The following is a 20,076-nucleotide window of genomic DNA, read 5'->3' as shown; positions in this document are numbered from 1 at the left end:
ATTAACTTCTTAATCACCACATTCTCTTACTAACACTTTTAAGTTTTTATTTTCGGAAACTGCTTCTTCCAACATTACACTTACACCTATTAATTCATCTAAATCAGCCTCTCCTGCATCTATCCAACAAGTCATCCACCCGCCCTACCATTTTAATAATGATACGCTCTTACATAAGCTTCAGAATAAACTTTTTTAAGACTGACACCTCTTTTTTCATAACTAAACTTATGCAATGTGTTAAAATTCTGAGATAATTCTTTCTCTAACTTCAACAAGTTGGGTACTGTAGCATGCGCTTGTATAATTGCTTTCCAGGCCCTTTGTTGAGGATCTTTAACATAAGTAGCGTTACCTAGGAAAAAGTTATATTCCTCTTTAAATAATTCTGGCAACCGAGTTTCCCATAATCCATGAATACCATCCTGTCCTGTTAGCTGACCATTATAGTTTTGAGTAGTATGCAGAGGCACATTAGCATCAGCAATATAATGCCCTATATCGGACGAGAGTTTTAAAATTTGTGCAATATCTTTATTAGGGGTATTGTTAAAATAATATAGGTGATTAATTATTTAGCTTAGTCATTAGCAGATTGAGCGATTTTTCAATCATGTGCACCTGTTTGCTATAACATTTTCCTTTACGTTTAAACCTTGCTAAGTAATGCCTAATCAAACTGTTATACCCCTCAACAGTGTATGTCTCTGCTTTACTTTGTCGAGGCTTACTCTTTGGAATAAATTTACCATAGCTTCTTAAGTAATCACTACAATAAAGTTGGCTTAAGGATTTTATCTTTTCCCATAGCTTTAATCCTGTTCGGCTTGATCGATCGCCACAGACATACCAGAGAAAGCGTTTACTAAGCCTATCAACAGCAATTCATATCCAACAGGGCTTTTTTTGAGCCTACATACGTGTGGATTTCATCTATCCCCACTACTTCTACTGGCTCTTGTGGAGAGGGTAGACTTACTTTCTCCCCTTCTGCCTTCACCCACTGGTAGACTGTACCATAGCTTATTTCAAGCAGGCCTCCAATAGCTCGAAAGCCTAGGCCTTCCAAATACAATTGTAAAGCTAAACGCTTGGTTTGTAAGGGTTTGATATTTGATCTTTGGCTGACTGTATAACCAAAATAACAGCTCTTGTACCTATAACGCTGTCTGCATTTAACAATCCCATCTTTATGGTTCTGGGTACTATTACACCTAGGACAATTCATCTTTTCCCTCCTATAATACTAAACCTATACTATTTTAACAATACCCTTCTTGATGATGCAAACACTTGAGTAAGTAGTCAATAAATGTTGAGTATATTGCTATTGATTGATCAATCATAATGACCTCCGGTTTATTACTTTGTACAAAAACAAGATCAGATGTTTTTTGTTTTTTACCTATTAATCATTAGCAACTTGAATTAATTATTACAAGACTATATTTTGCATAAGCGTTCCACCTTCAATTTTAAATAAGGCCTTGTCAGCCTGTATTTCTTTTAAAATAGAAGCACTTCTTTTACCCCCTGCGTCTGTTATCCAAACTTGTCCAAAATACTGTTGTGCCATAAGATATACTAGTCTTTCAATACGTTGCTCATCTAACTTATCAAAAATGTCGTCTAACAAAAGTAATGGCTTACAACCTAAAGCCTGATGTATACATGCAAACTGTGCTAACCTAAGTGCAATAATAAATGACTTTTGTTGTCCTTGTGAACCAAACTTCTTAATTGGGTAATTATTTAACATAAACACATAATCATCTCTATGAATACCTAAAATAGTGCGCTGGGCCAGCAAGTCCTCTTTTATATTATCAAGAAAGCGTTGCTCGAAACCAGGATCATCTGCATCCGATTCATAACCCATTTCTATTATCTCTGGAGCATCTACAAAATATTCATACTGTTGTTGCAAGATTGGATAGAAAATATCCACAAAAGCCTTTCTTGCAGCATATAATTGTTTGCATAAAGGTAGCAGTTGTGTGTCATAAGAGTTGATTAACGCACGATCCACATTAAATTTCCCAGCGCTCATCTTCAAGAAGCTATTTCTGTGCTTTAGTATTTGTTGATATTGTATAAGTGTATGTAGGTAATTTGGATCTATCTGACATAAAATAGCATCAAAAAATTTTCTTCTTACCTCACTGGTACTACGTATCAATTCAGTATCATAAGGGGTAGTTAAGACAATAGGAAATTGACCAATGTGCTCCCGCATCGTCTTATAAGCTTTGCCATTTACTTGTAAAGACTTGCCTTGGTCTCTATCAACAATACATTTTACATCATACGACTTATCGTTCTTAAAAAAATGTCCTTGTATAGACATCTGGGTTCCACCATGTAGAATATTTTGTGAGTCAATAGAGTTGAAAGCACTTTTGGTAAGGGATAAATAGTGTATAGCATCTAGTAAGTTAGTTTTACCGGCCCCATTAGCTCCTACTATACAGTTTAACTGGGTCGCAAAACTTAACTCAATAGAATCATAATTCTTAAAATGGTAACACCTGAGTTTTCGAAGTAACATACATGCTATATTACATGTTTTTTCTTTAATTTTGAATCTTGATGCATAAACCTTTAAAGAATTGATATGATTAACATGATGGCAGCAGCTACCAAAACTAAACAAGCAAGTGGATTGCAAGAACAATCTTCCTTAGCTTATTCCAAAGAAATCTATCTTTTTTGGTATGAGCGTATGCTATTGATGCGAAAATTTGAGGAAAAATCAGGACAATTATATGGACAGCAAAAAATTAAAGGTTTTTGCCATCTATACAATGGACAAGAAGCTTGTATTGCTGGAGCGGTGACTGCACTTCAGCCAGGCGACAAATATATTACAGCCTATAGAGATCATGCGCACCCTATTGCCTTAGGTACTGATGTTAAATACATTATGGCCGAATTATATGGTAGGGCTACTGGTATATCTAAAGGGAAGGGTGGTTCTATGCATATTTTTGATAAAGAAAAGAATTTTTTTGGTGGACATGGTATTGTAGGAGGACAAATTCCTTTGGGTGTAGGTATTGCTTTTGCTGAAAAGTATAAAGGAACTAATAACTTATGCATTACCTTTATGGGCGATGGAGCTGTGCGGCAAGGGGCTTTTCATGAAGCACTTAATTTAGCCATGCTATACGAACTGCCTGTTATTTTTGTTATAGAAAATAATGGCTATGCTATGGGTACTTCTGTACAACGAAGCTCCAATCTTACTGAACTCTATAAACTGGGTAGTGCTTATGATATGTACTCAGAAGCTGTACAAGCAATGGAAGTAGAAAAAGTGCATGAAGCAGTTTCTCAGGCGGCAGAAAGAGCTAGAAAAGGTATACCTAGCTTATTAGAATTTAAAACTTATCGTTACAAAGGACATTCTATATCTGATCCTGCTACTTACCGAGACAAAGAAGAATTAGAAACACACAGGCAGAGAGATTCTATAGAAGCAGTTCGAAATACTATACTAGTTAACCGAATAGCCAGTGAAGAAGAAATTTCAGGTATTGATGAAAGGATCAATCAAGAAATAATTGCAGCCGTTAAGTTTGCAGAAGAGTCAGATTTTCCTAATCCTGAAGAAGCTTATCAGGATGTATATGTACAAAGAGATTATCCATTTTTGAATAATTAAATAAACAAATTTCTTAGCCATCACTTTTTGAGGCTATTTTTATACACGCATTAAAAGTTAGTAAATATAAATTAAACCGAGCATGACATCTGTTATATCATACATAGAGCACAATAAAAAGAGATTAGTTTTTCTTATAAGTATGCTAAGCATATTAGGAGCCAGCATATTGATATGGAATTATCAGAAAGTAAAAAAGGAGGCTGCTGCACAAGATGAAATGTTCCAGGCAGTTTATGAATTTGAAGCAGGCGAATATACTAAAGCATTACAAGGAGATGATACTCATGCAGGATTTCTAGATATTATACAGACCTATGGAATTACACAAGCTGCTAATTTAGCTCATTTCTATTCAGGTGTATGTTATATGCAACAGACAAATTATGAAGAGGCCATTCAGCATCTAAAAAAGTTTAAAGCTAAAGATTACCTCTTACAAGCACGTGCTTGGTCACTAATTGGAGACGCTTTAGTGGAGCAGCAATCTTATTCGCAAGCAGTACAATATTATAAAAAGGCTGCTGAATATAAACCCAATGAGGTTTTTTCTCCAATCTATTTAGTAAAGGCAGCTATAGCATATGAAGCACAAAAGGACTACAGGAATGCTTTGAAATGCTATCAAAAGATTGCAAAAGAGTATACAAAATCTTCTCTGTATACAGAAGCTAAGAAGCATATAGATAGGCTGGAGGCTTTAATGTAAAAATATTTATTGAAGTTAATAGCTCAGTAAGTGAATTCTTATAGTTTATAATTGTATAATATTCTACAAGGGATCGCATAATTATATTATAAACTTAAGCTCTGTTGCAAATAGGAAATAATGCAAGCTTATTAAGAGAAAAAAGTATAATTTTAGAGTTTAAAGGGCTAATAAATTATGCCTACTCCTATTTGCAACAGAGCCCGAAAAAGTACAAATACAAGCATACATGGTTGCCAGTGTGCAAAATATTAAAAGGCTAATCAAGCATCTTTTATATGCTTATCTTTCATTTTTTAATTTTCTTAAAGAATACTCAATAAAGACTTTTTCAACAGCCCGGTCCGTTTGTGAAACACTTAAACAGTCTATTCTTTTAATATGGAATTAAATGTTTATTTACTTGTAAGTGTAGTAAATAAAATATAATATAGGGTGATACAATTATTATCATTATGAAAATATTTCACAAGAATTCTAAAAAACGTGTACTATTAAGACTACTAAGTCTGTTAAGTATAAGTTTAATATTACAAAGTCATGGTAGTTGTGGTGGCAGACAAGCAATTCAACCCACTACTCCACCTACAAATGTATCACCCATAAAAACATCTCCAGAAAGTAAACAAATTACACAGAGTACCTCTGGAAGCAGTATATATTTTAGCAGTTCAGAATCAGAAAAAGCAATGGTCCTTATTGGTAAAAGAGAAAGAGAAGAAAAAGAAGAAGAAAAACAAGAACTACGCTTACTATGTCCACAAACTAAAAAAAACAAACTTTCAAATTTAGAAGGAGAAAATGAATCTTCTGAATATATGGAAGAAATATCACCTATTGTTGATTCTAGTTACCAAGGTGAATTAAGAGATCAAACGATGGATCTAATTACTTTTTTTAAGGCAATAAGAGAAAATGAGGAAGCAAAAAGAAGAATACTAAAACAAAGAGAAGAAGAAGAAAAGGATGAAGTGCTAACAAATATCTTTCAATATTTACCTATTAGATCAATATTGAATCTTATAGAAGCAAATACTGATTTATATAAATTTTTTAATGACTGTCAAGAAATCGGGTTAGTTGGAGTAGAAAATATCAAAAAATCTACCTGTTTCAATCCATACAGCAGTCGTGTTTATTGCTATTCAAATTTTAACAAAGTTAAATATAGTCTCGAAAACATACCAAGCATTCCTTTTTGCCGGATAATGCAACAGGTATCAAATTTGCCTAGAACATATTGGCCTTATATTGCTAAAACCAATATCAGTGCAATAATTTTAGCAGCAAAGGGGATAGGAAGTGCTGATTTCATAGAGTTATGGAAGTGTTTGCCAGGTAGTAAAGTACATGAAATTAACCTAAGCTATAACGAAATAACAGATGAGGTAGTTACGGAAATTGCTAAATTACCTCGACCAGAGTCCTTATTTAAAGTAAGCTTAGAAGATAATGAATTAACAGAAGCAGGCAAAACGATTTTACAATCTACCTACCCAAATATAACTTGGGTCTTTTAAAAAATAAGTAAACTATATATCCTTTCTTTTGATTCTAGGGTTGATGAATATTGCTTCTAGAATTATTCTATTCATCAATTAAAATTTTAAGCAGCGTTTTTACTTTTATATTCATTTAGCTTTTTTATGCGTTTTTGTATTTTATCTTCTTTGCCTTCTAAACCAATTGCCTTGGTATAATATTCTAAGGCCAAATCTAAATCAGAACTATCTAAACCTTGAGCATATTCATATATTCTAGCTATTTGATAAGCTACATTCTTATAAGTTGGTGAAGTTATATCGCTTTCTGAATTTAAATACCTCAGAAAATAGTTTAGGGCTTTACGAGGCTCCATTTTTCCCGATGTATCTATTTGATAGTATATACATCCTAGCTTATAGTTGATTTCTGGATGCTTAAGGGCCAATTTTTCTAACGCTTCTGTATTAGCTGCTAGGTCTTTAAAGTATTTTATCGCTTTTTTCTTTCTAGTTCCCCCGTCACGACTTTCAAAAAACATAGTAGCGAAACTATATTTTGCTTTTAGATTATGCTCTGCAGCCTTTTCTAGAAAATTGATTCCTTCTTCTTTTCTTCCTTGTCCTAGATAAATTTTAGCAAGACGGTATTGAGCTTTCGAATCATGCTTTGCAACCTTTTCAAGAAAATCCATTCCTTCTTTTTCTTTTTTTCTTAGATAAATTTTAGCAAGACGGTATTGCGCTTTGGGATATTTATCTTTCGCTGCTTTATTTAAATTCTGTATTCCTTCTTCTTCTTTATCTAAGTACTTTACCTGCAACCACCCCATTTCACATTCGCATAAAACCATTGTATCAGTTCTTTCTTTATCCAAATCAGGACTATCATCAGCAAAATCGGAGGCATATTCCCTCTTATGTTGTTCTGCATAATTATTATAAGCTTTTTGAGCTTTTGTAATTTGTTTTTCTCCAGTCTTTAATTTTTTCTCTTGGCTATACATTCTAGCAAGTTCTAGAAACCATCTCTTATTTTTATATGCTGTTTTTTTCTTTTTTCCTTCTTCTCGCTTTTTATATAAATAAGTTACAGCACTTGCTGTGGCATCTACTCTGTCATCGTGTCTATATTTTTTTGTATCTGGGGGAATTATAACGGATTCGAGTTGGAAAAAAAATTTGTAATTAAAATTATTTTTTGGTATTGAATTAAGATCATCTAAAAAAGCATTTTGGCTAATAATAACTTGGTGATTTTTAAATAGAGATGCTAAAGATGATATAATACGGGTAGCTTTTCCAATAGCTTTTTCTTTTTCATTCTGGGCATTTGATTTTGTATTATCTATTAGTTCTACTCCTTGATGATAGCCTTGTACTTCTGCTTGAATAAAATTTTCTGCTAAGTGTCTTCTTAATACTACTTCATAAGAAGCATCTATATTGTTTTCAACTCTTATAAGCCTTACATTATATTTTTCTATGATTTTTGTTATTTCATCCAACATTTCAGGAAGAGCAGGAAGTCTTTTTTCTTTATCTTTGATGTAAGCTCCTCCTATTCCTCCTACTGCCATAATAAAATAATAGTCTTTATATCTTTTAGCTACACAATAAGCAGTTTCATCGTCTCCTTTTCCTGCAAGGTCAATAACCATAACCGTGTCTTCATACTTCTCTGTAACGGGCATTTCAAATAAAGGTTTATATAGTAAATTTCCAGGTAAACCTCCGCCCCATTCAATACGCTGGGGAGCTTTTTGAAGATCTAATTCCATAACAATTAAATCTGATAATTTTAATGGGTGATCCTTTACTGGCAATTGATTATTGGGCTTTGATTGATAATAATCAAGAAGACTTTGGAGTTTATTTCCTACCTCTTCGTTTGCCTTAATAACATATTCTCTAATCTTTCTATATTCCATACCACTCTTCCCATCTCTTAATTCTATAAGCTTCACTTGTGCCTGTTTATATCCCAAATAGGCAGCATCTTCATATTTAGTAATAGCTCCTTTAATTTTTTGTTGAAATATTTCTCCTTTTTTTTCTTTTATACCCTCAGCTAATAATTTTTCAGCTTCTTGAAATATATTTTCTCCCTCTTTTTTTAATTCTGAAACCATTCTCTTTGCTTCTGTACTACCTTTATCTGCGGCTCTTATTGCGTATTCTAATGCTTTACGCACATTGTTTTCTTCTCGGCATTTAAGCGCATTCTTATATAGTATTTCTCTATCTGCTTGTAATTCTTGGCTGGACAGCTTAAACGATATAAAAGGTGTAGCAGAAATCTTCTTTTTATTAAATGCTCCAGATAAACTGGATCCATATTCTGACATTCCTATACCTACTTGTGTTATTGTTCCTTCCTGCTTTATTGTTATCGGTTCTTCCTCTGCTTGTAAAGAGTCACCATCAGTTAGACGCCTTTCTTTAGCTTTAATATATGCAAGCTTTGGTTCATTGCGACTTAGAAAAGCTGCTTTAGGTTTATAGTGCTTTACAAAGTTGATATGTTGTTCCCTAAGATCTGGGACTCCTATGGGATAAGAGGTAGGTTTTATAGCTCCTGTAATTCGATCAATAATTTCCTCCGTAATAATTATTCCACAGGAAGTATTATCTCCTAGTGCCTGGCGTCGCGCTTGATAAGGACTTTGTTTATTCACACAAGTTACTAGGGCTTTTGAATCACATTCTTTTATTCTTTTTATAATAGCGCTTTGAAGCTTGTTAAAAGTTTCATCTTCCATTTTTCCACCACCCATAGGATCATGAGCAAAAATTTCAACTTGATAGCTGTTATCTTCTCTATGAATGCAAATTTCTCCTGTTAGCCAGTGAGATTGAGTTAAATTATAAGGAATTAAAACTTTTGCATAAGAAGCGTCTCCTTTAAGAAAAGCAGGCATCAATTCATCAAAAATGTCTTTATTATGTTTAGATTGTTTTATTTCATCAAGTTTTCGTTTAAATCCAGCAATAATTTTTTCAACACCTTCTCCTGTTTCTTCAACAATCTTGTCAATAAACTTTACTCGGTCTGAATTAGGTTGTACCTCTTCTATTTTTGCAAGTAATGCACCATATGGATTTCTTTCTAAGGAAAGATCAAAATCTAATAATTCTTCTAATAACTTTTCTGGTGTATCTTTTGGATGCGTGCTTTTATCAAGCCAGTAATCAATATTGGTGTTGGAAGCAGTACCTCCTGTCCTAAGGTTTTGCGTACGACTTAGACCTGTTCTATCAATGGCAGGGCTAATTGCAACGATATAAGCACGCCTATCTTGTTCATCAACAATAGGAGAAAATGTATCTATGCTTGAAGAAAGTAGGTAATTATTATTCTGGAAATACTTGTAAATTGAATGGTTTTTAAAGAAAATTTCAATAAAATCAGTAATATCATTATCGCCATAATATAAATCCTCTGGGAATTTTATAGAAGAACCAAGCGTTCCTCCTGCTTTTTCATCATCTGCTTTCTCTTTTCTTTTTTCCTCTGTTCTTCTTTCCTCGTTCGAGATCGTAGCAGTGCTAGAAGGCGCAGTAATTGGAGAGGTCTGCGTTAATTGGCTTTCTTGCTTGATTTTATTTAGTTCTGTATTCTTGTTCCTGTTCCTGCTTAAACTTAGACGGCCCGTTGATGCGGGTCTCGTTTTTGTAATAATATCTGAAATAACAATTGATGTTTTATTGTTAGTATTAGGTTTTTGGGGAACATTACTATCTTCCTTTTCTTCTTTTTCTGTATTAGGTTGTACTTTTTTTAGTTCTGGTTTCTTCCCTAATTTCAGACTTAGAGGCCTTTTCCTCGGAGCAGATGCTGTGCTTGAACTAGAAATTGCTGATTTATTATTAGTACTAGGTTCTTGAGGAACATTACTATCTTCCTCTTCTTCTTTCTCTGGTTCTTTTCTTTTCATACCTCCTACCAAAATGCCCACATAAACATAACCTTCTTTGGAAGTAGTAGGCAAGATAACTTGTATGGAGCTTATGGTAGTAGGAACGGAATAAATTAGATATTTTATATCTTCTTCGCTTAAAAAAGCTGGTAAATCATATTCTTTTTTATCATAATCTGTAACTTTTGCTATCCATTTTTCGCTTCGTTTATAAAATCTAATAGTATATCCTCCTTTCCTTGTTTTAAAGGTTCTTTCTTCTAATTGCTTTTGTGTCTTTACTGTATTTTCCTTCTCCTCTCTAGGAAGTATTCTCGTGTCTCCTATATCTTTTTTAGAGAATAAATCAAATTCCTCTCTATTTCTATCAGCTTTTTCTGAATTATTACTTAGGTTATTAATTGTAGTTGCACTATATAGATCATATATATAGGAGGTATTTGAATGATCGATCGAGGTTATTTGAACCTCTTCTGAAAAATCTTCTTTCTCTGTAGGCTCTATTTTTTGTATAGCTGATGACTTACTAAAAGGAAAACTGATGTTTTCAGAACAACTTTCTAATGGGATGCTCAACACTAGAATGCATACTATTACTGCATGCGTTGTATAATTAATAAACTGATTTTTAAAGTTCTTATCTAAAGGCATGATATTGCTAAGGAATTTAGATTACGAAGGAAGTATTCTTATTATAAAATAAGGTATGAATAGGTAATTTTCAAAGTTATATATGTCATTTACATATACAATAAATAGATATATATGTCTATCTATATAGAAGGACAAAATAAATACTTGATCATGATAAATTCTAGGATTTTATTCGTATACCTTTAGATTTATTTTAGTCGATAGCTACCTAATGTTCTAGTATATATTCCAAGTTAGATTTATTTGGCTAGCCTTAAATTTAAGCTCTACAGCATAAAACCACAGACCTTGAAAATTACCATTCTTATTGTGTTAAACTTCAATTCAAAAGTTTTCTTGGTTTCCTTCCTGATTAAAATTTATCTACGAATCAACCTCTCTCTGTTCTAAAGTGGCTTTGGCTAACTGTTTAATATACTGCACGTCGGAATATTCTACTCGTTTTTCTTTATGCTTTAGGAGTTGTATTTCTCTGGCTGTCAGTAAACCCATGTCTTTAGCAATATATTCAGCTACCTGAGCTGAACGATTACTAATAAATTGGTCATTATAAGCGGCTCTATTGCAAATAGGAAATAATGCAAGCTTATTAAGAGAAAAAAGTATGATTTTAGAGTTTAAAGGACTAATAAATTATGCCTAATAGCTCTAAAACTCCTATTTGCAACAGAGCCCTCGCTTTTTATATAAATAAGATATAGCGCTTGCTGCAGCATCTGCTCTGTCATCATGTCTATATTTTTTGTATCTGGGGGAATTGTAACGGATTCAAGTTGGAAAAAAATTTGTAATTAAAATTATTTCTTGGTATTGAATTAATGTCGCCCAAAAAAGCATTTTGACTAATAATAGAACTGCTGCGAAAAAGGTTGACAAAGAAGATAAAAAGGGTTAAGATGTAATTCTTATTATATAAAAGGAATAAGTATGCATTTAACGTACGCGAGGATAAGCAAATATCCCTATAACTTTAGAAGAATAACTGGCTTGAGACTAGAAACCTTTGAGCAATTAGTTTTAAAAGTAAGGCCTCTCTTTGAAGAGTTAGAATCAAGCAAGCTGCGCCATGGTAGGATGAGTCATTTACCTACCTTGGAAGATAAATTGCTCTGTGTACTCATGTATTATCGCACTTATATTAGCCATGTGTTTTTAGGCTATTTGTTTAACTTACACAACGCTAACATATGCCGCTTGCTCGCGAAAAATGGAGCCATTACTAGCTAAGAAGATTAGCATTAAAAAAGATCGCAGCTTAACCTCAGATAAGGTATTGCGCATATTAGCAGATGTGAGTGAACAGCCTACGCAAAGACCTAGTAAAAAGCAAAAGAAATCATATTCAGGCAAGAAAAAGAGACATACTATAAAAACAGAGATAGTGATGGGAGAAGATGGAAAAATACTCTCTGTATCCAAATCTCATAAAGGAAAAGTGCATGACTTTAAAATCCGTAAAGGAGAAAAACTCTTACCTAAAGAAAGCTTAAAGCTAGCAGATAGTGATTTCTATGATAAAAGCAACCTTTAAAAAATTATCAGTTTACTTTTATCCATAACCTCCTTAAGCTACTTGTTTATACTCATGCATTTTTCCATCTCTAACACAAGCAAACACCTTAAGTAGTATTTTATTTCTTATAGCATTAATAACACTCATCTTATTTTTTCCTTGTTTTACTTTTTTCTCATAATACTCCTTCATTTCAACATTATTTCTAATTGAGCTTAAGGCACACATGTGTAAGGAAGTTTTTAAAGTTTTATTGGCCATCGGATGTACTTTAGTTCTTCCTCTAATGCTACTTCCTGAACTATATTCGAAAGGAGCTACTCCAGCATAACAAGCTAATTGTTTAGCATTATCAAATCGCTTAAAATTATGAGTATAAATCATCAGATGAATAGCTGTTACAAAGCCTACTCCAGGTACAGAACGTATGATCTGATACTTGTTTTCTAATTCCTTTTGTTGCTGAATAATCTGTTTTATCTTATCCTCTATTGCTCTTATTTCTTTCTCCAGGCTAGCTAAAGTTTGTTTAGAGGATTCTTCTAACATAGTTGCATTTTTTTTCAACCCAGTCTCTCTAAGTTCTTTAATAGGTGCTAGCAAGGCTACTCTAGCTTGGATTAAACGTTCTCTAAGAGCAGATAAATCATCTATTTGTTGCAAAGACTCATCTTTAGTTGAGAATTGGCGAGCTTTATCTTGATTCCTAAAAGCGTAAAAACAAATTCTTTGAGCATCTATTTGATCACTTTTACCTCTTTGTACTCCATTGCTCCATTTAATGGAAGTAGCGTTTTCTACCCATATGAAAGCTTGGTGGCTTTGAAGAAAACTTACCAAAGACCGATGGTAGATTCCGGTGTTTTCTAGGCATACAAGGATTTGTTCAATTGGAGCCTTATGTTTTTTAAGCCAAGCTATCAAAGCTTGATAACCTTTTAAGTTATTAGTAAACTTATGGGATACAATAGAATCGTTGGCTTTATTTTGGCTCAATGCTACATCAATCGTTTTTTTAGATATATCTATGCCAAGAATGTGGGTATATTGCATATAATTTACTAGTATTAAATGGTTTAACATGTATTAGCTAACACAATGCATGTTATTATTCAAACCCGTGATAATAAGCTTTAAGGCCTCAATTTCTATATGAATTTTAACCTGTAACTAACACAAGGGGGATTGTATCACAATATAGGCTTCAAAGCCTCGCTATCAAGTTAAAGTGCCCCCTTGTAGTGTGTTAGTTTTATTTATTTCAAAAATTATCTATCCATTCAAAAGTCTAACTTATGAGTATCTTCCAAGCTTTGCTCATGTGGACAACTTATAATTATAACAATTGATTTATATTATATCTATTATTATAGTGTTGTTATTTAAAGACTAAGACTAAGGTTTATATTAGCTATTAATTTACACTACAAGTCTAACGGGCTATCAAGGCTGGCAAAAACTACAGAGCAATGTCATGATTCCCTATAAAAAGAGCCGTAAGCGGCCATTAACCAAAGAGCAGAAAGAACATAACAGAAAGCTATCCTCCATACGTATGAAGGTGGAGCATAAGATAAGAGAGATCAAGGTGTTTAAGATTATGTCAGAAGTTTACCGTAACTTTGAGAACAAATATAACCTGCGCTTTAATATTATAGCGGGTATGATAAACTTCAAGCATGCTTTTTAACAAATAGCATCGCTACTGGCAAGATTCTCTCTCTGTTTTATTCAAATTCCTACTCTATTTTATCTCTTTCGCAGAAGCTCTAATAACTTGGTGATTCCTTAATTTAATAGAGATGATATAATACGGGTAGCTTTTCCAATAGCTTGTGCTTCTTCATTCTGAGTGTTTTGATTCTGTTTTATCTATTAGTTCCAATCCTTGGTTATAACCTTGCACTTCTGCTTGAATAAAATTTTCTGCTAAGTGTCTTCTTAAATCTATTTCATAAGAAGCATCTTTATTATTTTCAACTCTTATAAGCTTTACATTATATTTTTGTATGATTTTTGTTATTTCATCCAACATTTCAGGAAGAGCAGAAAGCCTTTTTTCTTTGTCTTGGGTGTAAGCTCCTCCTATACCTCCTATTGCCATAATAAGATAAGGTATTTTTAAATTTAGTATAGATAATCTACCATAAAGGCGCTAAGTTAATGGCAAAAACTATCGCAAGTTAACAATAAGAATAATACATAGGACATATTATACCTAGTGGCTAATGATATAGAAAAGGATGCTGATCCTATATAACAGGCCCATCAAAAATAGTGATATATACAAAAATATTATAAGTCAAAAAGCCAAAGAAGGACGATACTAGCTTGAGAAAGTATTCCAATAATATAGGGGTGCTCACGACACAATATACATTTGCTGTAATCGTAGCATAATACTGTGAGTATATATGTATCGCTCAAAAACACAACTATTTAAAAGATTACTTAGCCTATTTACTATTCTAAACTTCTTGTTGCAGTAATAAGGACCTCTTGCTTTTCAGCCCAGTGGCTTTTAAAAGGTAGTGGCTGGTAATATTCTACTTGTATATTCCCCTTTCCGAATACTTTTTCTAGAATATAAACATGATTTTTTGGAACAATTACATCTTTTAACAACCTTTCTTTAAAATGTTTTGAGTTCACCTCCTCTTCAATTTTATTTTTTAACATATTGTCATCTTTTAGAATTTCATCAGCATAATAATATGCTAAACCTAACTCTCTATACTTACTATTGCGCAGATTTTCATCCTCAATAGAAAGAATTTGTTTACACTTATTAAATAAAGTTTGAACTTCACTCTGGTAAGCATCTTTTTGAGTAGGCAATCTATAAGGAATTATTGTATCTGTAATTAGTCTGCTACGCATATTATCCAACCATAAAGAACCTTTTTCAATATTCTGTATTATTTCTTCTTGTGTTGTCTCATTCCAGTAGAAATTTAGTCCTATGGTTAGAGAAGGGCCAAAAATAAATTTCCCACCGGGTTTTAAAAGCTTTTTAAATTTTTTTATATGAGTGATATACCAATTAGTGAACTTAAAACAAGAATCATCTAAAATAATTTTGTCAAAAGCTTGATTTAAGCCGTTTGCTAGCTGCTCAAGATCTTTAAGATTATTAAAGTTAACAGAAAGAATCCTCTTATCGGTAAGGTCTTTGTGGTCGCCATTAAGAAAGATATAGCATGAGTTAAAGCGTTCATTTATATCCGACTCCTCATTACTAACACCCAAGACCAAGTATGATTGCGAAAGCGTGCTTATGTAATTTCTTACATTTCTTATTTGCTTCTCGAGTAGTGTTAACTCGGGTTCTTCTTGCTTAGGGTAAGGAAGGTTTATAGTAGGATGGCTGGTAGAAGGACTGTCTGTCGAGCATGAGCAGCTAAAGCTTGTCAGTACTATAAACATATTTATTATATATATAAACCTCTTATTGACTGTAACACAAGGCTTCTTCATATGATTTTCTAATTTAAAACGTTATAATTTTTACCAAAGTTAGTTATAAAAACTATTTTTGCTGACTGCTGACTGCTAATTCTCCCGGTATAACAACTTTCTTGTAATTCTTAATACTTAAAATTGCTATACAGTAATTCCATTTTGCTTATAATTTCTATTTCATTTAGCATTATCCTGCCTAAAAAAAGCAAAACCACCTTCTGTTTTAATAAATACAATATTAGAATAGCATTCTAACTTAGCTCTATCATTTATTTTTACTACAAAATAAGCTGGGTTATCGAGCTCTCCTGTCAGTAGTCCGTTGAACTGTTTAGCAGTAATGACAGTTTCTTTAGGTTGTTGAAAATAAAAAAATGGAGCGTAGCTTCTAAATCCAACTGTGGTAACATACACAGGCTTTCCCGCCAAGCTTTTATAAAATTTAATGGCAGTCCTTTGTGTATGTATCTCAATCTTAGGCACTATTAAAATGATTCCTAGCATTAAACAAACTGTTGTTGCCATACTACACCAGCCTGCAAAATATAAAGGGATACATTTTTTAAAAAAGTAATAGGCTGCACCCATTAATAATAGATAACTTATACCAACAGAACAATCTATTAAGCTCCAAGGTACTGGCAAAGATATACAAGCTAACGTAAATTCATCTTTTATATAGCTATATAAGAACTCTTTGTATAACGCTATAATAGGCAAAGCAATCAGCAAAGCAGCTATTAAGACACCTACTATTATTAGAAGAATATGTATAGTATACGAAGGTATAATTTTTTTCTGTTCTAAACGGCATAAATAGTGCGCAGCAAAAAAGCTAATAGGAAAATAAGTCATGGAAGAATAATGTACAATCTTAGTGCTAGCTATACTAAACAACAGCATAACAACCCAAAAGAGTATTCGCATTATATAAAACAGGTTATGCCTTTCCTGCTTGGTAGTTTTAAAAAGTTTACTGAATGCAAGAACAGATGCAGGAAAGCATCCTAGAAAGGCAACTATAAAGTGATAATAAAAGGGCTGTCCATGCCCTGCTACAGGTTGATTAAATAGCTCTAACTGATAAATTAAAAAGGACTTGATAAAATAAATTCCATTTTGATACGTTTCATAACCAAACCAAATCAAAGGAAGCAATAAACTTGTTAAAGTAAAAAGGAGTAACGCTTGCCAACTTATAATTCGCTTACAATTACTTCCAATCCAATAAATTACAATAGTTAACATTGGTAATAATAAACCAACAGGTCCTTTAGTAAGCATAGCTAAGCCTATAGCACTTCCTCCTAATAAAGACCATAAGATAGCATGGCGATCAGTTGAGTCCATTAACTTTGCTAAACAAAAGATACCCACAAAAATAAAGTAGTTAAATACAGGATCGATAATGCCTGTTTTAAAATAGAAATGAGGTAATAATGCACTCAAATGCATGAAAGACCAAAATAACCCAAACCGACTGTTTTTATAATGTTTACCAATTATATAAAGGGTCAGCAAAGTGAATACGCCAAATAGTGCATTAGGGAAGCGCGCAGCAAACTCATTGACACCCCATACCCTCATACTTAATACTTGTAACCAGAAAAACAAAGGAGGCTTTTCATAAAAAGGCTCAAAATTAATTTGTACCTGGCTATAGTTGCCTGTAACAATCATTTCGCGTGCTGCTTCAGCAAAATTGATCTCATCCCAATCAAATAGATGTATGCTACCTAGAAATGGAAAAAAAGCAATGCTACCTATTACTGTTAATAGAATAAGATGCCAGCAATTGCTACTTGTATTTAAGGATATCTTTCTCAAAGGCTTATGATAAGTCTATAACTTATCTGTATAAAATAAATGTTGGTTGAAAAATCAAACTAATATTTTTGTTTGGAAGTAAAATTAATACTTTAATTTCTTATAAGACACCAAGCATTTTTTGGATGCATGGCTGCGGTAATATCGTAAAGCCCTGATTTTAGTTCACAAAATGAACATGAAATTTCCTTGTTGCATAGATTTCCTTACACATGTATTGGTGCGGTTCATCTCCAGGAGTGTAGCCGTGCTTTTCATATAAATTATCATTACCCAGCTCCTCCATTTTATGGTCTGTCAAATAATCATACCGTCTCATCTTATCCCATTTACCCAACGTCCATAAAATACCGATGGAGGCTTTCTCTGGCCACTTGCTCGGAAATATCTTCTTAAAATGCTGGGCGCTTCCGTTAATTTCCTTTTCCACCAAAAACCGTGGCGTTAACCATATTTCCAGCTTGTTTGTATTCTCCACTTTCTTTCCCTTCCGATATCCCGTCGATATGCTCAAGTATTCACCTGTATCCCCGCACTGCGATAAATCAAACGTACCCTCTAATGGGTTTACCAATGACGCTATCGGAAGATCAATACGCCCCTCGTCGCTTTCTCCATCTGGTCTATAAACCAACACCCCTTTCAAGAACTTTTGATAGATGTATTCATGTTTAATTGAAGCAATGGATTTCTTCATTTGTTTTTGCTCCATGATGCCCTGCCAATCTCGACAAACAAGTCTTAGGCTACCTGTATTACCATCGCTTAAGTAATTACTCCTGGCAGCAAGTTCTAAAATCATAAACGTGATTTCTTCTGGACATCTTTCGAACGGATTTTCTCGAATCTCTTCGGATCTCCTCTTCTTTCGTTGGCGTCCTTCAGTATCTGAGTTACTTGAAACCCTAAGAACGACTGGCCGTTTTAAGCCTTGTTCAGTCGGATTTGAGAAATCTTCCATTAAGTTTCGATCTGCTAAATCCTTATCAACTAGGTGCTTCATGGGCTCCTCTTTCTCCTTTTCTTTGTCTAAACCTTCTAATTCATGCAACCAGCCGATAGCTTGTTCCTGTCCTTCTCCTATTTCAATTCTTGCCCCTTTTCTTCTCCCTTGCTCTTGCCCTTCTTCTAGTTCTATAGTGTCTGCTGGTTCCTCTTCTACTTGGATAGGTAAATTGGTTGGACCGCCACAACTTTGTAAAAACAAGCTTAGGAGTAAAAAGCATACCATTATTGGCAGAGGTAAAAAGTAACGTTTTTTCATATTGGAATGTTTAGTAAGCACACATATTAATAAATATTTAGGTATTGTTAAATTAGGATAGAATTAGTAAGTTAGAGGAAAAAGTATGAACTGTCCTCGATGTAATAATACTCAAAGCTGTAAAGATGGAATTGTTAGAGGTAGACAGCACTACCAGTGTAAAAGTTGCCGTTTCCGTTACACAGTTAGCCACAAATCAGATGTTAAACCTGTATCTACTAAGCGAAAAGCGTTGCAATTATACTTAGAAGGATTAGGATTTCGAGCTATAGGGCGTATACTCAACATAAGCTATGGAACAGTCTATCAATGGGTAAAAGCATGTGGAGATCAAGTAAGTTTACCAGAAAGCCAAGATCAAGTAGATATAGTCGAGATGGATGAAATACACACATATGTGGGTTCAAAAAAGTCTACTGCTGGATATGGATAGCTGTTGATAGATTGAGCAAGCGTTTTATATCATATGTGTGTGGAGATCGCTCGACACAAACCGGACTGAAGTTATGGGAGCGCGTCAAGGATATAGGCAAGCTGTATTGTAGTGACTATTGGAAAAGTTATGAGCAGTTTATTCCAAAAGATAAACACCGACAAAGCAAATCAGAAACATATACAGTGGAAGGATATAATAGCTTAATGAGGCACTATTTAGCAAGATTTAAGCGTAAAGGAAAATGCTATAGCAAACAGGTGCACATGATAGAAAAATCGCTCAACCTGCTAATGGCCAAGCTAAATAATCAGCTGCCTATCTTAATTTAACAATACCAATATTTAGATCATATGCTAAAGCTTTGATTTGAATACCGGAGTGCTTGTTGGCTGGTTGAAAAATGTGTGCACAGCCACAGGTTATCATAGTGAAATGTGTCTAGTAAATCGATTATTAGAATAAGTGCCCACTAATGCAATGGAATACGATTTTTTAGACAATAAATTATAGCAGTTTTTTACTGTCCATGAATTTATAACATAGTGGATAGTGGACAACTATTCCTATTAGGAGTTTACGTTTACAACCCATAATCGGAGTATCTATATTCTGACTATTCATACCCCCTTATAGATATCTTCCTGCTTCGGCTAAGTCTTAACGGGCTTTATATTCCCTTTCATGATGGGACCCCTATAGCAGTATTAGGGCCCTGTTGCAAATAGTAGTTAAGGGAGGTAAATTGTATTGGGCTAACCAAAAAGTAAGAAAATGAACATCTTCAAAAGACGCCACTTCAAATACGATATAATCATATGGGCAGTAAGATGGTATTGTAAATATGGGGTAAGCTATCGCGATTTAGAAGAAATGCTATCTGAAAGAGGCGTAAAAGTGGACCATTGTACAATTTATAGATGGATTCAGTTCTATGCTCCAAAGATATTAGTTAAACTCAAATGGTATTGGAAGCCTACTTTTGGACATAGCTGGAGGGTAGATGAAACCTATCTTAAAGTTAAAGGGAAATGGGTATACCTTTATAGAGCATTAGATCAAGCAGGTAATACCATAGATTTTTATCTATCCACTACCAGAAATAGTAATGCAGCTAAGAGGTTCTTAGGTAAAGCTTTGAGCTCTATT

At 33.6% G+C, this 20,076-nt stretch carries 15 protein-coding genes and 3 pseudogenes (1 of these 18 only partly in view); 7 read left to right on the top strand and 11 right to left on the bottom strand.

The features are described 5' to 3' along the window. Positions 1 to 9: 9 nt before the first annotated feature. The 4 genes and pseudogenes from AASI_RS09195 to recF all read right to left on the bottom strand — a co-directional run bounded on the left by AASI_RS09195 (position 10) and on the right by recF (position 2,548). A complete protein-coding gene (locus AASI_RS09195; protein ID WP_262481535.1) occupies positions 10 to 135 on the bottom strand; it encodes a hypothetical protein in 126 nt (41 codons plus the stop codon). Between the two features lie 17 nt (positions 136 to 152). Beyond that, on the bottom strand, positions 153 to 473 hold the full coding sequence (locus tag AASI_RS07590) for a phospholipase C/P1 nuclease family protein (protein WP_052290795.1): 321 nt from the start codon (positions 471 to 473) through the stop codon (positions 153 to 155). 94 nt (positions 474 to 567) lie between these two features. Further along, positions 568 to 1,228, bottom strand: a pseudogene (locus AASI_RS07990) (IS1 family transposase). Positions 1,229 to 1,435: 207 nt separating this feature from the next. Further along, positions 1,436 to 2,548 (bottom strand): DNA replication/repair protein RecF, encoded by a 1,113-nt coding sequence (gene recF, locus AASI_RS02560; RefSeq protein WP_012472671.1) that lies wholly within the window; start codon positions 2,546 to 2,548, stop codon positions 1,436 to 1,438. 78 nt (positions 2,549 to 2,626) lie between these two features. Between recF and pdhA the strand changes: the two genes are divergently transcribed. The 3 genes from pdhA (at position 2,627) to AASI_RS02545 (ending at position 5,893) form a co-directional block, all read left to right on the top strand. Continuing rightward, positions 2,627 to 3,664 carry a pyruvate dehydrogenase (acetyl-transferring) E1 component subunit alpha gene (pdhA, locus tag AASI_RS02555; protein ID WP_012472670.1) on the top strand — a complete coding sequence of 346 codons (1,038 nt, stop codon included), beginning with the start codon at positions 2,627 to 2,629 and terminating at the stop codon, positions 3,662 to 3,664. 142 nt (positions 3,665 to 3,806) lie between these two features. After that, complete coding sequence (locus AASI_RS02550; RefSeq protein ID WP_187146289.1) at positions 3,807 to 4,373, top strand: tetratricopeptide repeat protein; 567 nt, start codon at positions 3,807 to 3,809, stop codon at positions 4,371 to 4,373. Between the two features lie 455 nt (positions 4,374 to 4,828). Next, on the top strand, positions 4,829 to 5,893 hold the full coding sequence (locus AASI_RS02545; protein WP_012472667.1) for a hypothetical protein: 1,065 nt from the start codon (positions 4,829 to 4,831) through the stop codon (positions 5,891 to 5,893). An 86-nt stretch (positions 5,894 to 5,979) separates the two neighbouring features. On the opposite strand, the gene AASI_RS02540 is transcribed toward AASI_RS02545, so the two are convergent. After that, on the bottom strand, positions 5,980 to 10,425 hold the full coding sequence (locus AASI_RS02540; protein ID WP_012472666.1) for a tetratricopeptide repeat protein: 4,446 nt from the start codon (positions 10,423 to 10,425) through the stop codon (positions 5,980 to 5,982). Positions 10,426 to 10,791: 366 nt separating this feature from the next. Beyond that, positions 10,792 to 10,920 carry a hypothetical protein gene (locus tag AASI_RS09190; RefSeq protein WP_262481534.1) on the bottom strand — a complete coding sequence of 43 codons (129 nt, stop codon included), beginning with the start codon at positions 10,918 to 10,920 and terminating at the stop codon, positions 10,792 to 10,794. Positions 10,921 to 11,355: 435 nt separating this feature from the next. Here AASI_RS09190 and AASI_RS07985 point away from each other — a divergent pair. After that, positions 11,356 to 11,938: pseudogene (locus AASI_RS07985) on the top strand (transposase family protein); the annotation flags it as partial. A gap of 54 nt (positions 11,939 to 11,992) precedes the next feature. On the opposite strand, the gene AASI_RS02525 reads toward AASI_RS07985, so the two are convergent. Then, a complete protein-coding gene (locus AASI_RS02525) occupies positions 11,993 to 13,024 on the bottom strand; it encodes an IS110-like element ISCaa7 family transposase (protein ID WP_012472370.1) in 1,032 nt (343 codons plus the stop codon). A 352-nt stretch (positions 13,025 to 13,376) separates the two neighbouring features. Here AASI_RS02525 and AASI_RS02520 point away from each other — a divergent pair. Next, positions 13,377 to 13,631 (top strand): annotated as a pseudogene (locus AASI_RS02520) (transposase family protein); the annotation flags it as partial. A gap of 153 nt (positions 13,632 to 13,784) precedes the next feature. On the opposite strand, the gene AASI_RS02515 reads toward AASI_RS02520, so the two are convergent. From AASI_RS02515 to AASI_RS02500, 4 genes are all read right to left on the bottom strand, one after another. Next, entirely contained in the window at positions 13,785 to 14,045 is a 261-nt protein-coding gene (locus AASI_RS02515; protein WP_012472663.1) for a hypothetical protein, read from the bottom strand. A 359-nt stretch (positions 14,046 to 14,404) separates the two neighbouring features. Next, complete coding sequence (locus AASI_RS02510; RefSeq protein WP_012472662.1) at positions 14,405 to 15,367, bottom strand: class I SAM-dependent methyltransferase; 963 nt, start codon at positions 15,365 to 15,367, stop codon at positions 14,405 to 14,407. A gap of 213 nt (positions 15,368 to 15,580) precedes the next feature. Further along, on the bottom strand, positions 15,581 to 17,230 hold the full coding sequence (locus AASI_RS02505; protein WP_012472661.1) for an ArnT family glycosyltransferase: 1,650 nt from the start codon (positions 17,228 to 17,230) through the stop codon (positions 15,581 to 15,583). A 160-nt stretch (positions 17,231 to 17,390) separates the two neighbouring features. Next, positions 17,391 to 18,494 carry a hypothetical protein gene (locus AASI_RS02500; RefSeq protein WP_012472660.1) on the bottom strand — a complete coding sequence of 368 codons (1,104 nt, stop codon included), beginning with the start codon at positions 18,492 to 18,494 and terminating at the stop codon, positions 17,391 to 17,393. An 85-nt stretch (positions 18,495 to 18,579) separates the two neighbouring features. Between AASI_RS02500 and AASI_RS07980 the strand changes: the two genes are divergently transcribed. Both AASI_RS07980 and AASI_RS02485 read left to right on the top strand, forming a co-directional pair. Then, positions 18,580 to 19,259, top strand: a protein-coding gene (locus tag AASI_RS07980; protein WP_148204921.1) for an IS1 family transposase whose coding sequence is annotated in 2 segments (ribosomal slippage) — positions 18,580 to 18,898 and positions 18,898 to 19,259 — 681 coding nt in all. Because the reading frame shifts where the segments join, the coding sequence is not laid out codon by codon here. Between the two features lie 442 nt (positions 19,260 to 19,701). Continuing rightward, a protein-coding gene (locus AASI_RS02485) for an IS6 family transposase (RefSeq protein WP_012472658.1) crosses the window boundary here: on the top strand, positions 19,702 to 20,076 show its 5' portion. The gene runs 333 nt beyond the window's last position; 375 of the gene's 708 nt are visible here — the first part of the coding sequence; it begins with the start codon at positions 19,702 to 19,704; its stop codon lies beyond the right edge, outside the window.

This window comes from Candidatus Amoebophilus asiaticus 5a2, assembly GCF_000020565.1.
In the GTDB taxonomy this organism is placed as follows: Bacteria; Bacteroidota; Bacteroidia; order Cytophagales; family Amoebophilaceae; genus Amoebophilus; species Amoebophilus asiaticus.
The sequence above is the reverse complement of the archived record's forward strand: the minus strand, read 5'-3'. Positions and strand labels throughout refer to the sequence as shown.

What these genes read in the sequence shown, in the direction of transcription:
- AASI_RS09195 (WP_262481535.1), bottom strand. Translation starts at nt 135, where the DNA reads ATGACTTGTTGGATAGATGCAGGAGAGGCTGATTTAGATGAATTAATA.
- recF (WP_012472671.1), bottom strand. Translation starts at nt 2,548, where the DNA reads ATGTTACTTCGAAAACTCAGGTGTTACCATTTTAAGAATTATGATTCT.
- pdhA (WP_012472670.1), top strand. Translation starts at nt 2,627, where the DNA reads ATGGCAGCAGCTACCAAAACTAAACAAGCAAGTGGATTGCAAGAACAA.
- AASI_RS02550 (WP_187146289.1), top strand. Translation starts at nt 3,807, where the DNA reads ATGCTAAGCATATTAGGAGCCAGCATATTGATATGGAATTATCAGAAA.
- AASI_RS02545 (WP_012472667.1), top strand. Translation starts at nt 4,829, where the DNA reads ATGAAAATATTTCACAAGAATTCTAAAAAACGTGTACTATTAAGACTA.
- AASI_RS02540 (WP_012472666.1), bottom strand. Translation starts at nt 10,425, where the DNA reads ATGCCTTTAGATAAGAACTTTAAAAATCAGTTTATTAATTATACAACG.
- AASI_RS09190 (WP_262481534.1), bottom strand. Translation starts at nt 10,920, where the DNA reads ATGGGTTTACTGACAGCCAGAGAAATACAACTCCTAAAGCATAAAGAA.
- AASI_RS02525 (WP_012472370.1), bottom strand. Translation starts at nt 13,024, where the DNA reads ATGTTAAACCATTTAATACTAGTAAATTATATGCAATATACCCACATT.
- AASI_RS02515 (WP_012472663.1), bottom strand. Translation starts at nt 14,045, where the DNA reads ATGGCAATAGGAGGTATAGGAGGAGCTTACACCCAAGACAAAGAAAAA.
- AASI_RS02510 (WP_012472662.1), bottom strand. Translation starts at nt 15,367, where the DNA reads ATGTTTATAGTACTGACAAGCTTTAGCTGCTCATGCTCGACAGACAGT.
- AASI_RS02500 (WP_012472660.1), bottom strand. Translation starts at nt 18,494, where the DNA reads ATGAAAAAACGTTACTTTTTACCTCTGCCAATAATGGTATGCTTTTTA.